The organism is uncultured Rhodoblastus sp. (genome assembly GCF_903903185.1).
GTDB lineage: Bacteria > Pseudomonadota > Alphaproteobacteria > Rhizobiales > Beijerinckiaceae > Rhodoblastus.
This window is the reverse complement of the sequence record NZ_CAIUXT010000023.1, coordinates 1-13,411: the sequence shown is the minus strand read 5'-3', so window position 1 is coordinate 13,411 and position 13,411 is coordinate 1. Positions and strand designations below refer to the sequence as shown.

16 protein-coding genes and 1 pseudogene are annotated in these 13,411 nt (G+C 60.6%); 12 read left to right on the top strand and 5 right to left on the bottom strand.

The annotated features are described in order from the left end of the window. The 3 genes from QZY01_RS01790 to QZY01_RS01780 form a co-directional block, all read right to left on the bottom strand. The coding region (locus QZY01_RS01790; RefSeq protein ID WP_294532624.1) for a nickel-dependent hydrogenase large subunit at positions 1-1,397 on the bottom strand (1,397 nt) is incomplete at its 3' end. A gap of 10 nt (positions 1,398-1,407) precedes the next feature. Continuing rightward, positions 1,408-2,406, bottom strand: coding sequence for a HupU protein (locus QZY01_RS01785; RefSeq protein ID WP_294532622.1), 999 nt, complete (start codon positions 2,404-2,406; stop codon positions 1,408-1,410). Between the two features lie 179 nt (positions 2,407-2,585). Next, a complete protein-coding gene (locus QZY01_RS01780; RefSeq protein WP_294532625.1) occupies positions 2,586-3,134 on the bottom strand; it encodes a hypothetical protein in 549 nt (182 codons plus the stop codon). Between QZY01_RS01780 and QZY01_RS01775 the strand changes: the two genes are divergently transcribed. The 8 genes from QZY01_RS01775 (at position 3,043) to QZY01_RS01740 (ending at position 9,019) form a co-directional block, all read left to right on the top strand. Next, a complete protein-coding gene (locus QZY01_RS01775; protein ID WP_294532620.1) occupies positions 3,043-3,573 on the top strand; it encodes an extensin family protein in 531 nt (176 codons plus the stop codon). The genes QZY01_RS01780 and QZY01_RS01775 overlap by 92 nt on opposite strands. 390 nt (positions 3,574-3,963) lie before the next feature. Continuing rightward, a complete protein-coding gene (locus QZY01_RS01770) occupies positions 3,964-5,244 on the top strand; it encodes a site-specific integrase (protein ID WP_294532618.1) in 1,281 nt (426 codons plus the stop codon). Between the two features lie 3 nt (positions 5,245-5,247). After that, entirely contained in the window at positions 5,248-5,985 is a 738-nt protein-coding gene (locus tag QZY01_RS01765) for a hypothetical protein (RefSeq protein WP_294532616.1), read from the top strand. 71 nt (positions 5,986-6,056) lie between these two features. Beyond that, entirely contained in the window at positions 6,057-6,302 is a 246-nt protein-coding gene (locus QZY01_RS01760) for a hypothetical protein (RefSeq protein WP_294532614.1), read from the top strand. Between the two features lie 3 nt (positions 6,303-6,305). After that, on the top strand, positions 6,306-6,500 hold the full coding sequence (locus QZY01_RS01755) for a hypothetical protein (RefSeq protein WP_294532612.1): 195 nt from the start codon (positions 6,306-6,308) through the stop codon (positions 6,498-6,500). Positions 6,501-6,804: 304 nt separating this feature from the next. After that, positions 6,805-7,296, top strand: coding sequence for a hypothetical protein (locus QZY01_RS01750; RefSeq protein ID WP_294532610.1), 492 nt, complete (start codon positions 6,805-6,807; stop codon positions 7,294-7,296). Then, the gene (locus QZY01_RS01745; protein ID WP_294532608.1) at positions 7,293-7,892 is read left to right on the top strand and encodes a hypothetical protein; all 600 of its coding nucleotides are present in this window, start codon (positions 7,293-7,295) and stop codon (positions 7,890-7,892) included. Before QZY01_RS01750 ends, QZY01_RS01745 begins: the two co-directional genes overlap by 4 nt. Beyond that, entirely contained in the window at positions 7,889-9,019 is a 1,131-nt protein-coding gene (locus QZY01_RS01740) for an AAA family ATPase (RefSeq protein WP_294532606.1), read from the top strand. Before QZY01_RS01745 ends, QZY01_RS01740 begins: the two co-directional genes overlap by 4 nt. Positions 9,020-9,059: 40 nt before the next feature. Here the strand turns inward: QZY01_RS01740 and QZY01_RS01735 are convergent, their stop codons facing one another. Beyond that, complete coding sequence (locus tag QZY01_RS01735; RefSeq protein ID WP_294532605.1) at positions 9,060-9,611, bottom strand: hypothetical protein; 552 nt, start codon at positions 9,609-9,611, stop codon at positions 9,060-9,062. 96 nt (positions 9,612-9,707) lie between these two features. Here QZY01_RS01735 and QZY01_RS01730 point away from each other — a divergent pair, with 96 nt between their 5' ends. The 4 genes from QZY01_RS01730 to QZY01_RS01715 all read left to right on the top strand — a co-directional run bounded on the left by QZY01_RS01730 (position 9,708) and on the right by QZY01_RS01715 (position 13,192). Continuing rightward, positions 9,708-10,379, top strand: a complete 672-nt coding sequence (locus QZY01_RS01730; RefSeq protein ID WP_294532603.1) for a recombinase family protein — start codon at positions 9,708-9,710, stop codon at positions 10,377-10,379. Positions 10,380-10,650: 271 nt separating this feature from the next. Then, positions 10,651-11,190 carry a hypothetical protein gene (locus QZY01_RS01725; RefSeq protein WP_294532601.1) on the top strand — a complete coding sequence of 180 codons (540 nt, stop codon included), beginning with the start codon at positions 10,651-10,653 and terminating at the stop codon, positions 11,188-11,190. Next, the gene (locus QZY01_RS01720) at positions 11,183-12,466 is read left to right on the top strand and encodes a terminase family protein (RefSeq protein WP_294532599.1); all 1,284 of its coding nucleotides are present in this window, start codon (positions 11,183-11,185) and stop codon (positions 12,464-12,466) included. The genes QZY01_RS01725 and QZY01_RS01720 overlap by 8 nt, the downstream gene beginning before the upstream one ends. 99 nt (positions 12,467-12,565) lie before the next feature. Next, positions 12,566-13,192, top strand: coding sequence for a hypothetical protein (locus QZY01_RS01715; RefSeq protein WP_294532597.1), 627 nt, complete (start codon positions 12,566-12,568; stop codon positions 13,190-13,192). A gap of 94 nt (positions 13,193-13,286) precedes the next feature. Here the strand turns inward: QZY01_RS01715 and QZY01_RS01710 are convergent. Next, positions 13,287-13,411: pseudogene (locus tag QZY01_RS01710) on the bottom strand (IS630 family transposase); the annotation flags it as partial.

Below are 13,411 nucleotides of genomic sequence, written 5' to 3'. Positions count from 1 at the left end.
TGCTGGATCGCCGGGGCTTTCGCGCCGGCCTCGCCGACCTCGACGCCGACCAGCGCCTGTTCCAGAGGCCCCGGCGCGCCCGCCCCATCGCGCGGCGAAAAATTCCAGGTTGTCGGCGCGATGATCTGATAACGCTGGATCACGCCCTTTTCGACGCTCGCCCAATGTCCAAGCGCGCCGCGCGCCGCCTCGACCATTCCCGAGACCTGCCCCGAGACGGGCTCCGGAGGCGTCTCGCAAAAAGCCTCGTCGAGCCTCAGCGCCCGCGCCCAAATTTCCGCTGCGACCGTCAGCCGCGCGATTTCCATTAACCGCGCCACAACCCGAACAAAAACATTCGTCCCGCCCTGCTCCGCGACCAGCGCCCGGACCAGAGCGTCGCCATCGACCGCCTGGCGCGCCGCCGCCCCGGTCTCGGCCGGTTCGCCGCCGAGGCGCGGCGCCTTGGCCCAGGAATAGGCGCCTTTCCGTTCGGCGTCGGGCGCCGTCAGCGCCAGGGCCGGATCGGTCGAATTTTCCGCGAAAAAAGAACAAGCGACGTCCTCGGCGACGCCGTTTTCGGGCAAGGGCCGCCGCTCCAGCTGGCGCGGGTCGAAGACGCCGGGCGCGAACAATGGACCGCCCGCCGCGTGATAGGCGCCGAAACTCAGCAGGGGCAGCGCGGAGCGTCCCAACAGGTCCAGGCGCAAATTCTGCCCGAGCCGCAGGAAGGCCGCGAAATCGCCCGGCCCTTGAGAAAATTCCACCAGACCGGCGGGAGTGGCGATGGCCAGCACTTTTTCCAACGGCGCGGCGAACAGGGTCCTTTCGAGAAAGGCGCGGAAATCGCCAAGAATCGCCAGCAGACGCATTTTCTCGCCGAGATCGAGCGCGCGGGTGACGCCGCCCGGCTGGATCGCCAGCGAATGCGGCCATTTGCCCGCGATCAGCCCCATGACGTGCAACAAACGCGCCCGCGCCGGCAAGACATCGGGCGCCGCCGCGCCGGAAACCGCCTTGAACCGCGCCTCCACCGCCGGAAACCAGTTTTCGCGCGCGTAAGGGCTCCGGGCGAAATCCGGCATGAAAAACAGATAGAAATGGGTCAGATGGTCGGCGATGTTTTCCGCCGCATGGGCGATATTGGCCGCGCGTTCGCCATTGGGCGGCGGCTTTACCCCCGTCAGCGCGCGCAAAACCGCCGCCGCCGCCATGCTCTGGGACAGCGAGCAGATGCCGCAGATGCGCGGCGCGATGGTCAGGGCGTCGGCGGCGGGACGCCCAACCAGGATCTGCTCGAATCCGCGATAGAGCGGCGTCGCGACTCGAGCCGTCGCGACGCGCCCGGCCTCGATGTCGAGGGTCAGCTCCAGGTCGCCTTCGACGCGATTGAACGGTCCGACAACAATCCGGCTCATTTATATCTGCTCATTTAGGCCTCTTGGGATTCTCGACGATGCGGTCGGCCTCGGCGTTTTTGCGCACCCGTTCGGGCGTTGCGGATTTCGACAAGGCGGCGAGCGTCATGAACCAGGCTTTTGGCATGTCGAGCGGCAGGCCCACCGGGATGCCGGCGATTTTCGGCGTGACGTGATGATTTCGCAAATCCTGAAAATTCGGCGAGGTGCAGGAAATGCAGGCATAGCCCGCATGGGTGCAGGAGCCGCCGCCGTTCCACGCGCGCTGGTTGCAGTCGCCGATCGCCTGCGTCGCCTTGCAGCCGAGATGCTCCATCAGGCAGCCACGTTCCGACAGCGTCCGGGCGCTGGCCTTGAATTCGTAATATTCATTGCGCGAACAGCCGTGATGGGCGAGATGGCCGGCGAAAAATTTCGGTCTGCCCAGCGCGTCGAGATCGCCCGAAGTCAGGTCGCCGCTCGCCAGCGCCGCAAGCGTCTCCATGATCCAGCCCGGATGCGGCGCGCAGCCGGCGATATTGATCACGGGGAGATTTTTGCGCGAGCGATAATCGCTCCCCAGCGCCCCGCCCGCCTCGGCGCCGCTGTAATGCAGCCCGCAAGCATCGGTCGGGTTCGGACCGCCGGCGGGAATGCCGCCATAGGCCGCACAGCTCCCCACCGCCACGCAATAATCCGCCAGAGCGGCGAAGCTGCGGGAAAAATCGAGCAAAGTCCGGTCGGTTCCCGACAGCCGGTTGAACTTGCCGGTTCCATTCGGCCCGCGCAAAATCGAGCCCTCGACGCATAATATGTCGAGCTTGTCCGCGCCGCTCTCGACGCGCGACAGGATCTCGAGCGCTTCCGCGCCGGTCTCCTCGCTGACGCTGGGATGCCACAGCAGATTGAGGCCGAAGTTTTTCAGTTCCTCGAACCAGCCCGAGGCGCCCTGTTCGAGCGCCGCCATGGTGCAGCCGCCGCAGGAGCCGGCCTGAAGCCAGAGCAGATTGATCGGACGCGAAACACTCATGCCATGATTTGTCGCCGGGTTCGCGCGTAAATTCAATGGCCCGGAAGGAGAGGGCGCGGCGGCCTCGACATCGCGGTCTTGGCGTCCGACCGGCAAAGCTTCGCGCGCGACGCCGAAACGTCGATCCCGATTGCAACACTGAGTGTTTTCCGATTCTGCCGGCCTGAAATTCCGTCGCGCTAGACTGCGGTAGTGCGCGGTGTCGCAACTGCTGCCGGATTCAAGACCTTGACCGCTGATTCTGCATTCGGTCGAGGAACCCGCGCCTTGTCCGGCAAGCTTTCGGCCTTGACCCGACCGGTCTGACATTTGGCCTTGCTTTTATCCGGCGAGTCACGGTTCCCAATGACAGGTTCAGCGACAAAGTCCAAAAGGGCGCCCGCGCACAGCTTGCGCGCGGCTTCGAGACGACGGCTCGCCACGGTCGGCGCTGCCGCCTTCATGCTGTGCGTCTGCGGATTTTCCGCACGTGCAGGAAACGTCTCCGCATCCTCGCGGCCATTGACCGCCGCCCGAAAATCAGACGCCGTCGTTCCGACGCCCCCACCAAGGCCTCCGGAATTTTTCCCTCCGCCGTCCCTCGTGACGCCCCCGCAAGCGGCCGCGCCTTTTTTTGACGATGCTTGCGCGCGCGCGATGGCCAGCGGACGCTTCGTCGCGGTCCGGGTCGCGCCTGTGGTCGGGCCGGATACATGCGGGATAAAAGCCCCATTGAAGCTCAGCGCCATTCTCCTTGCCGACGGCGCCCGGGTTCCCATGGCGCCGGAAGCGCTGCTGGCTTGCGACTTCGCGGAGGTCTTTGCCGACTGGGTGCGCGAGGACGTCGCGCCGCTCGCGCGGGTCGCCGGCGGCGGTCTGGTCAAAATAATCGGGTCCAATGGCTATGAGTGCCGGGGCCGCAACCGCGTTCCCGGCGCCGTCCTCAGCGAACATGCCCTCGGCGACGCTCTGGATTTGCTGGGCTTCACGCTCCATGACGGTCGGACGCTGACGATCGCCAACGCCCAGGGCGATCCCGATTTCATGACGCGGATCCGCGATACCAGCTGTGCGCGTTTCACCACCGTGTTGGGGCCGGGCGCCGACCCCTCCCACGAAAATCACCTGCACATCGATCTCAAGGCGCGGCGCAACGGCTACCGCATCTGCCAGTGGAATCGAAAATAGCAAATGCGAATGGCCAGCATGGCGAAGCCATGGGACGAATTGCGTTCAACGCTGCCGTTTTCCCGGATGATTGTTTCCGCCGCACTGGCAGGAGTGGCAGGGCTCGAACCTGCGACACCCGGTTTTGGAGACCGGGGTTTATGCCAGACAGAGAAAGACACAACCGGACAACGGCGCTGTGCATACTCCATATTTTCCCTTGCTTTTCGCCTGTTGTCCCGTATTGTCTAAGTCACAGGGTAACGGTCCAAGACAGGAACATTTTGTTACCCCGTAATCCATCGGGGTAACGGCCCCGTTCGATATTCACCGCTCCAACAGCAGCGAAATCGGGACCGCTGCTCTCCAGTTCCGGGGTAACAGTCCCGCCTTCGGGGTAACAAAGACGCCATGGCAAAGCCCTTAACTAACCTCGCAATCGAGGCTTTGAAGCCGGGTGCTACCCGGCGCGAAATTCCAGACGGGAAAGTCGGCGGCCTCTATTACGTGCTGCAACCGTCCGGCGCGACGTCCTGGGCGCTCCGCTATCGTCACCTTGGCAAGCCGTGCAAGCTCACCATTGGCGGCGGCGCCATTTCCCTGCCCGACGCCCGCGATTTGGCGCGCGAGGCCTTGGGCAAGGTCGCGCGTGGCGAAAACCCCGCCGCTTCCAAAGTCGCCGAAAAGCAGGCCGCCAAGGTAGCGGACAAGCCCGCTGGCGATCTGGTCGAAAAAGTCGTGGCCTCTTTTTTGGACCGATACGCCAAGCGGCAATGCAAGGCGACGACGTTCGTTGAGTATAAACGCATCCTCGAAAAGAATGTTGTCTCCGCTTGGCGCGGGCGCCGCCTCGGCGAGGTGACGCGCGCCGACGTTCACGAATTGCTGGACGGGATTATTGATCGCGGCGCCGCCGTTCAAGCGAATCGGACCTTTGCCGCGCTGCGAACCATGTCCAATTGGGCGCTTGAACGCGGCGTCATTGACCGCAACCCTTGCAACGGCTTGAAGGCTCCGACGCAAGAAACGTCGCGTGAGCGGGTCTTGACAGATGAAGAAATCCGGCTCGCATGGCTTGCTTTCGAAAAAGTCGGCTGGCCCTTCGGTCGCCTTGGTCAAATGCTTCTGCTGACGGGCGCGCGGCGCGATGAAATCGCCGAGGCGAAATGGTCCGAATTCGACGCCGATCAGAAATTATTGATTCTGCCGCCCGCGCGCATGAAGGCCAAGGATGCGTTTGAAATCCCGTTGACCGATAAGGCGTTGGAAATCATCGCGGCCCTGCCGAAGATCGCCGCCAAAAACAAAGAGCCGGAATTCTTGTTCACGACAAGCGGCGAGCGGCCCGTCTCCGGTTTTTCCAAGGGCAAGGCGCATATCGATCGCATCATGGCCGAACTTGTCCGAACCGAACAAGGCGACGAGGCGCAGGAGATTCCTCATTGGGTGTTTCACGATCTGCGGCGGACGGTCGCGACCAATCTGCAAAAGCTCGGCATCCGGCTTGAAGTCACCGAGGCGGTTCTAGGTCACGTCTCCGGCTCGCGCTCCGGCATTGTCGGGATTTACCAGCGGCATAAGTTCGCGGACGAAAAGAAGGCGGCGCTTGAGGCATGGGCGCGGCGGCTGGACGCCATCGTGAGCGGCAAGCCTGCGGCGAACGTTGTCGAACTGGCCAGCGCGAGGACTTGAGCGATGACGTCCCGACGAGGAAATAAATCGAGCTACGCCAAGGCGGCGACCGGGGTCGATTTACTTAGCTTCAACGATGAGCAACTTGCGCTTGCTTGGGCGGCGGCGAGGCGACGCGATCCAATGGACGGGCATTACGACAATCTCAGGCGAGACAAAACCCTGGACGAATCAGTCAATTGCCGTGATCTGATCAATGCACTCGGCTTTCTCCACGAAGCAACCAAGGACGTTCGATTTCAGGACGCAGTCACCGCATTGGACCAATTTGGATTTACCAAAGGCGCTGTCAGACAAAGCGTATTGGCAAAATTGCGCGACGACGGCTTTATGCCAGCGGCATTTGGGATTGGCGCATTCAAGATGCACGCTTGGGTAAAAAAAGAGGGGATGCCAAAGACTCGCGCGGCTCGATTGGTTGCCGCTCAGTATGGGCTTCCTTGTAAGGATAACGACGCTGTTAGATGTTACAACCAAGCATATGCCGAATATATGTCCGAACTAACGAAGCGTGTGCAATACAATTGCAACGCTGCTCTTAATTCCGATTTTGCACCAGTTTACGATGACGGGCTTTCTCCGAACGATAAATCCGAGCTAGAGACGCTATATAAAGAAAAAGTCGAGCCGTTAATCGCGGCTGTCGTCCGCGAATTCAAGTCCGTGACTAAAGACTTGCAGGAGAAATATCGCATTCTGAGCGAAAAGATCGCCCGCGAAAAAGCTGCGGAAACTTTCTGAGGTTTTCCGCAAGCAGCAAAACAAGCTTGCCGTCATTCCTATCATCAAGTCCTTTCAAGACGAGGTGAGAAATGACTAATGAGCCAGATTTTCCCCTTCCGATCCGTATGCGGGGCCGCCTGTTTTGGCGCCGCAGCGAGCTTGAACTTTACAAGCGTCAGTTAATAGCCGCCGTTGGTGGCGTCGCCGATCCGCAATCCCTTTCCGACCAGATCGAAACTTTCGTCCCTGCCGAACAGGTGGCGCGCGAGTTTGGCTTTGGCCGCCGCACCCTTGGCCGGCGCATTGCGGAATCCTCCAAAGTGGAGGCCGCCTAAGACATGAATATGAAAGACCCGGCAGCGCTGGCAGGCGCAAACCGGGTCCGGAATTCGATCATTGCGGCGATCAATCCGGACCTTAATCCTCAGACCCAAGTTTTGCAATATCTCCGTCGCCGCTTCGGCGTCACGCCGGAGGTTGCCGCGACCCTCGCCGCGCTCGCCGGCCTCGGACCTCGCGAGGCCCGGCAATGAATCGCCAACGTCTCCCAAATCGCCGGGCCCATGAAATCCGAGAATTCGATTTTCGCGGCCTGCGCTATTCCGCTGGATTCGGACGCTTTGAAAATGGCGACCTCGCCGAAGTTTTCATTGAATGCAGCAAGGGCCAGTCACACAGCGCCGCTGACGCCCGCGACGCCGCCGTCTGCCTATCCATAAGCCTTCAACATGGAGTTGCGCCAGAAACCGTCCGCGCCGCCGTCCTTCGTGACAGCCAAGGGGCGCCGTCTGGAATTGTCGGCGCGGTCCTCGACCTCATCGCCGGGGAGGTCGCAAGATGAACGTCAACCGCTTCATCGGAATCGATCCGGGCGTTAATGGCGCCATTGTCGAAATATCGGCGCAAGGCGAAATTCTCCAAATTCACGACATGCCGACGCTTCAGGACGGCGCAAAAAATCGCCGGGCGATCAACGCGCCGCTGCTCGCCGCCATCATATTCAAGAGCCACGCAACCAAGGCCTATTGCGAATTGGTCGGGCCACGGCCCGGCGAGGGCGCTGTTGGCGCCTTCGGCTTTGGCCGGTCCCGTGGCGTCATCGAAGGAGTGCTCGCCGCCTGCGGCGTTCCCGTGACGATGGTAGCGCCGCCGGTCTGGAAACGCGCGGCAGGCATCGCCGCCGGAAAAGAAAACAAGGATTCCGCCCGCGCTGTCGCAATCGCCCGATGGCCGGGCCAAGCCGAGCTTTTCGCCCGCAAAATGGATATCGACCGAGCCGAGGCGGCATTGATTGCCATCGCCGGCATGATGCGGGAGGGCGGCAAATGAGCGACGCCCTTCCACAGATGGCCTTCAACGAGGACGACATTCTTGCGGCTTGGCGCGAGAACTATTCGCAAATTCGCCAGACCGGATTCGATTGGCTCATGTCGGCGGGCGTTCCGCCATTGGCCCTCACCCGCGATCCTGCTCCGTTCGATGGCTTCCCGGTGACAGCGGCCCAAGTCGAATTTTTGGACAAGGGCTTTGAATTCACGACCTATCTGCGTGATCCTCAGCGCCCGCAACGGGCGCTGATTATTTTGGCGAGGGACATCGACGGCGAGATTGCGGATATTGCCGCCTGGACGCCGAAGACCGGCGACGTTCGGTTTTGGCTTGGACGGCTCTCAATGCTCGGCGAAAACAACATCCTCGCCCCGCGCTTCGACGAACCGTTGCCCGTCCATGAAACGGCGCTCGATTGGCTGAAGGCGGACCGGCGCGGCGTCTTCATTGCCGATCCGGCGCGGGCGGCGGCCAATCTGGAAGGCCATTCTCTGCTTGCCGAAAACCTCAATTTCGCGGGCCAACTGAAAAAGGCGCTCACCCGCCCCGCTCCGCCGATCTTCGTCAAAAGAGAAGAGCGGAGGGCCGCCGCATGAGACATGCCGACCCGATAGATTATGATTCTTACGATCCACCCGGCGATCCGGCGAGGCGGACCTTGCCGCCGATCACCAAGGCGATGCGCGCCAACCTCCTCGTTTCATCTTGGGTGAAACGCAAACTGCCGCCGCGTGACTTCCTGCTTGGCGATCTTCTTTGCACAACGTCCCGCTGGCTCATCTTCGGCGAAACGGGCGTCGGAAAAACCCTCGTCTCGCTGGAAATGGCGGGCGCTATCGCGGCCGGGCAATCCTTCCTGAAATGGGAAGGGCGCCGGCCCGCGCGCGTCATCTATCTCGACGGGGAAATGCCAATCGAGACTTTCAAAGAGCGCATGGAATTGGTCGCCAAGCGCTACGGCGAGGATATCGCCCTTTATGGATACAACCGGGATGACCTCGGCGACGAGGAAATGCCGCCACTCAATACGGAGGCGGGCCAAGCCTGGCTCTTGCGCGAGATCGAGGCCATCAAGCCGGACATCATCTTTTTCGACAGCATCATGTGTCTGCTCGGCGGAAACATGAGCGAAGAGGATTCCTGGGCGCCAGTGAAAATGCTCGCGCGCCAGATCACCGGACGCCGCATCGCGCAAGTCTGGCTTCACCATACCGGCCACGACGCAACGAAAGGCTACGGAACCAAAACCCGCGAATGGGAAATGGACACTGTTTTGTCCTTGTCGAAGGTTGACCGGGACGACGACGATTCAGCTATCCGGACGGAATTCAAAAAGAACCGCCTCCGTACGCCGGCCAATGCGGCGCAATTCGCCCCGCTCACCATCAAGCGCGGCGAGGATGATTGGAGCGTCGAGGCTGCAACGAGGACGGCAACGGGGAAGGAAAAAGGCGAAGTCGCAACCATTCGCGGGGAATTCGTCAAAACCTATGATCGCCTCGCCGACGCCGTGACGGCATCGCCAGGGGGATTTAATGGCGCCAAAGTCAAAAAGATTTCGGTCGACGCCATCCGGGACGAACTCCGGAGCCGGGGCCTGCTCGAAACGAACGACAATGGCGCCATTATGCCGACAAGCCGAACAAACCTTCGCCGAGCAAAAACAGCCCTAATCGCAGCCGGGACGATGATCGAAAATGAAGGGATGATCTGGAAGCCGTGACAGCCAAATCGCCGCGCGTTTCACGTTTCACGTTTCACCCTTATAGGGAAAGGGTGAAACGCAACGCAAAATGAACGGGCCGTTTCACTGAAACGCGATGAAACGCAGGTGAAACGCAATCTGAAACGCAGGCGCGATTGATCTGGCCTTTGAGTGGAGAAAAAGACGCCTGCCGTCCTTTGCTCGCGCGACGAAAAAAGTTTTCGCTTGACCTTAACCATAAAGCCAAACAGGGCAGCGAGCCGATCCCGTCCAGATCATCGCCAAGGGCTTCGCCACGGGCGGCGGCGCGCTCTACCGTGCGCTTGTCCTTTCCCGTCGTGTTTGCTGTATTTTCAGCAAACGACAATTTGTCGCTTGCTAATCCTTGACGAGCATTGCCTCCGGCGGCGCGGCGGATAGTGCTTTCGTCCTTGCCGGTTGCGGCAGATGTCGCGGCGGTAAATCGTTCGGATCGAGTGTGCAAATTGCCTACTTGATCGCTCTTGCGGTCGCCGCCGTGTTTCGTCTCCGGGTGCAGCGTCTCATAAATCGCCTTTCGGCGAAAAACCGCCGACGCCTCTTGCGCTGGCGTCAGGTTCGCTCGGATCAAGTTTTCGTCAATCTCCGCAAGCCCGCCAAATTTTCATTGACTGCTAAGCCAAAAAGCACCATAACGTTTGTGTCAACGACGGTGGAGCAAAACGTTATGGCTTCCGGATCATTCATCGCCTACTATCGCGTTTCGACTGAGCGGCAGGGCCGGAGCGGTCTTGGCCTTGAAGCGCAGCAAGAATCTGTCCGGTCCTATCTCAACGGCGGAAACTGGCGTTTGGTTTCCGAAGTTATCGAGGTCGAAAGCGGCAAGCGTTCAGATCGCCCGAAATTGGCGGAGGCGCTTCGTCTTTGCCGCCTTCACGGCGCCACGCTGATCATTGCGAAGCTTGACCGGCTGGCGCGCAACGTCGCCTTTGTGTCGTCACTGATGGAAAGCGGCGTCGAGTTCACGGCGGTTGATTTTCCGCAGGCGAATCGGCTGACGGTTCACATTCTCGCCGCCGTCGCCGAGCATGAAGCCAAGATGATCAGCGAGCGGACTAAAGCCGCTTTGCAGGCCGCCAAGGCGCGCGGAAAGGTTCTAGGCGGCTATCGTGGCGTCAATCCCGACGAGGCGGCGCGCAATGCCTCCGCATCGATCCGCCAAGCCTCTGCAAAAGCTCGCGCCGCTGATCTGGCGCCGGTGATCACTCAATTGCAGGCCGATGGCGTCTCGACGCTTGGCGCAATAGCAAAGGCATTGACCGAGCGCGGCATTCCGACCGCTCGCGGCGAGGCGAATTGGTCGCCGATGCAAGTTTCGCGCGTCCTGTCGATGATCTGAGTAATGGTTACAACTTTCACAAAGATGTTATTGAGACATATTGAGACACAACTAGACATGACAAAAACACAACTATTTTAAGCCTTTACATATCAAAATTTTTCAATAGCGTATTCTCACGCGATGTTTCTTCGCGCCTGAGAAACGAGCCGAACGAATGCCGAAGGGCTATCCAAAAAACGGACAAAGACGGAAGCAATCGCCGCTTAATCGCTGCGCTGTTTGCCGTCATGCGGACCGGCCCCGGATCGAAGCGCTGCATTGCGCTGGCGTGACGCTTGACAGACTTTCCGAGCGTTTTGGCCTGCAACGCGACGCGATTTGGCGTCACATGGGCCGGCATGTCACAGACGAGCGCAAGGCCGGCTATCTGATCGGCCCGGCCAAGATCGCCGAACTCGCCGACATCGCCGCCGAAGAATCGCAATCGGTTCTCGATTATTACGGCATTCTGCGGAGCGCGCTGTTTTTCCAGTTAGACAAGCTCGCCGCGAAGAACGACGCGGCGGGCGTGGCCATGCTGGCGGGTCGGCTGACGGACGTTCTCGGCGCCATCGGGAAGATCACGGGCCAAATCTCGACGTTCGCAAACAGCACGATTATCAACGTGCAAAACAATGTCCAGATTTTGAATTCGCCGCCGTTCGCTGATCTTCAAGCCGGCCTGTTGCGCGTCTGTGTCGCGCATCCCGAAGCGCGGCGCGATATCATCGCGTTGTTCCGCGACCTCGACGGCAAGTATGGCGCGGCCCCTCCCGGCCATGTCCCTGCGGCGCTCGCCGCTCCATCGCGAGGCGTCGCCAATGGATGACCAAAGCATCTTCGCGCGACTGGCGATGGCTCTTGATGACGACTGGACGACGAAGGCGCGGCCCGAACAGCTTGCGCCTCCCGGCGATTGGACGATCTGGCTCATTCTAGCGGGCCGTGGATTCGGCAAGACGCGCGCCGGGGCTGAGTGGGTCCGGGGCTTGGCGGAGGCCGGCACGGTCCACCGTATCGCATTGGTGGGGCCAACCGCCGCCGACGTTCGCGATACGATGGTCGAGGGCGAAAGCGGCATTCTCAACATTTGCCCAGACTGGAATCGTCCGGTCTATGAACCGTCAAAGCGCCGGCTGACTTGGCCGAACAACTGCATTGCCACGATGTTTTCGAGCGAAGAACCGGAGCGCCTGCGCGGGCCGCAGTTCGGCGCGGCTTGGTGCGATGAGATTGCCGCCTGGAATAACATTCAATCGACATGGGACATGCTGCAATTTGGCCTACGCCTAGGCCAGAGGCCCCGCGCTGCGATCACGACGACGCCGAGGCCGTCAAGGCTGCTGAAGGACTTGATCCGGCGCGAGGGCGAAGACGTGGCGATCACACGCGGCTCGACCTATGACAACCGCGCCAATCTGGCCCCGTCGTTTTTCTCGCAAATCGTCTCCCGGTTCGAAGGGACGCGGCTTGGCCGGCAGGAATTGAACGCGGAACTTTTGAGCGATACGCCCGGCGCTCTTTGGCAAATGGACTGGCTCGACCGCGACCGCGTTTCGCAGGCCCCGGAGGAATTGAAGCGCATTGTCGTCGCCATCGATCCCGCCGTGAGCACAAACGAAAATTCCGACGAGACGGGAATCGTTGTCGCCGGCATGGACGGACGCGGGCATTGCTATGTCTTGGAGGATTTGAGCGGCAAATATGCGCCGCACGAATGGGCGCGGCGCGCCGTCGAAGCCTTCGACCGTCACAAGGCGGATAGGATCATCGGCGAGGTGAATCAGGGCGGCGCGATGGTCGAAAGCACCTTGCGGACCGTGAGCCGGAACGTTCCCTACAAAGCGGTTCACGCCAGCCGGGGCAAGGTGACGCGCGCCGAGCCTGTAAGCGCCTTCTACGAAAAAGGCATGGTCCACCATGTCGGCGGCGCAATGACCGTCCTCGAAGATCAGATGACAAGTTTCACGAGCGATTTTGACCGCTCGCGGATGGGCTATTCGCCCGACCGCGTTGACGCCCTTGTCTGGGCTCTAACGGAATTCCTGCCGGGCCTCCAACATACATCAAGCGTAGTGCCATTTTGGCAAATTTTTAAAGGATAACCCTATGACGCTGAATGAACTTCTCTCCAACCGCGCACTTGCCGGCCCACTAAAACGCGCTGGCGTCATTGAAATCGAAAACATCGAAAGGACTGCACTATGACACAAATCAAAGCACAGGCAATTGTTGCCAGACTTTCTCCTCGCCTCCCTTCAGACGTTCTCGACGACGTTCGCGCCGCCTACGGCATTTCCGAAACCGTCAGGCAAAAGGCGGACGATATCCGCTCCAATCCGCGATTTTCCGACGAAGGGAAGCGCGAACAAATTTTGGCGATGCTTGGCCGAGGCCCGCTCGCGCACCATCGGCAAATCGCCGACAAAATCGCCGCGCGGATTGCCGAACTTGAAGCCGAACGCGCGAAATTTATCATCGCCCCGGATCGGACGGACCTTTTCGGCGAAATGCAGCGCGCCGAGGCCCGCGCGTGGCTGCGGACCCTGCCGGAAATCGAGCGCATCCGCGTTGCTCTCGAATCGAAAGAGCCGACCATTCGGCAGGCTATCGCCATGGCGCCGGCGGCGCTGAGCGGCGTAAAAGATGAAATCAAAACGCAGGTTTACGACCGCCTGCTTGCCGAAAAATTCGGCGTCAAGGTCGAAAATAACGCGGCATTGATCGAGGGATATTCCGACGTGGCGACGGCGGTCGCGGAGGCCGGAAACGACATTCGCAGGGCGGCCGGAATTTCGGATAGAGACTTCGCTGCTCTGAGGGCGGCGTGATGCGGCTGCGGCGCTCGCCGGTGGATGCCGGTTGCAAATGTTGCGGATGCAGCAAGAGCGCCTGCGCGCGGGCCGGAACTAGAGCAATCCCCGGCTAACCTGACGCATATCCGTCGTGAGCGAGATAATTTGCGCATTCTTGGGGTGTGAACTCGTCAAGAACGACGCCAATCCGGTCCCACAGTTTATCGACCGTTCGCTCCTTGGCCTTGCGCAGCA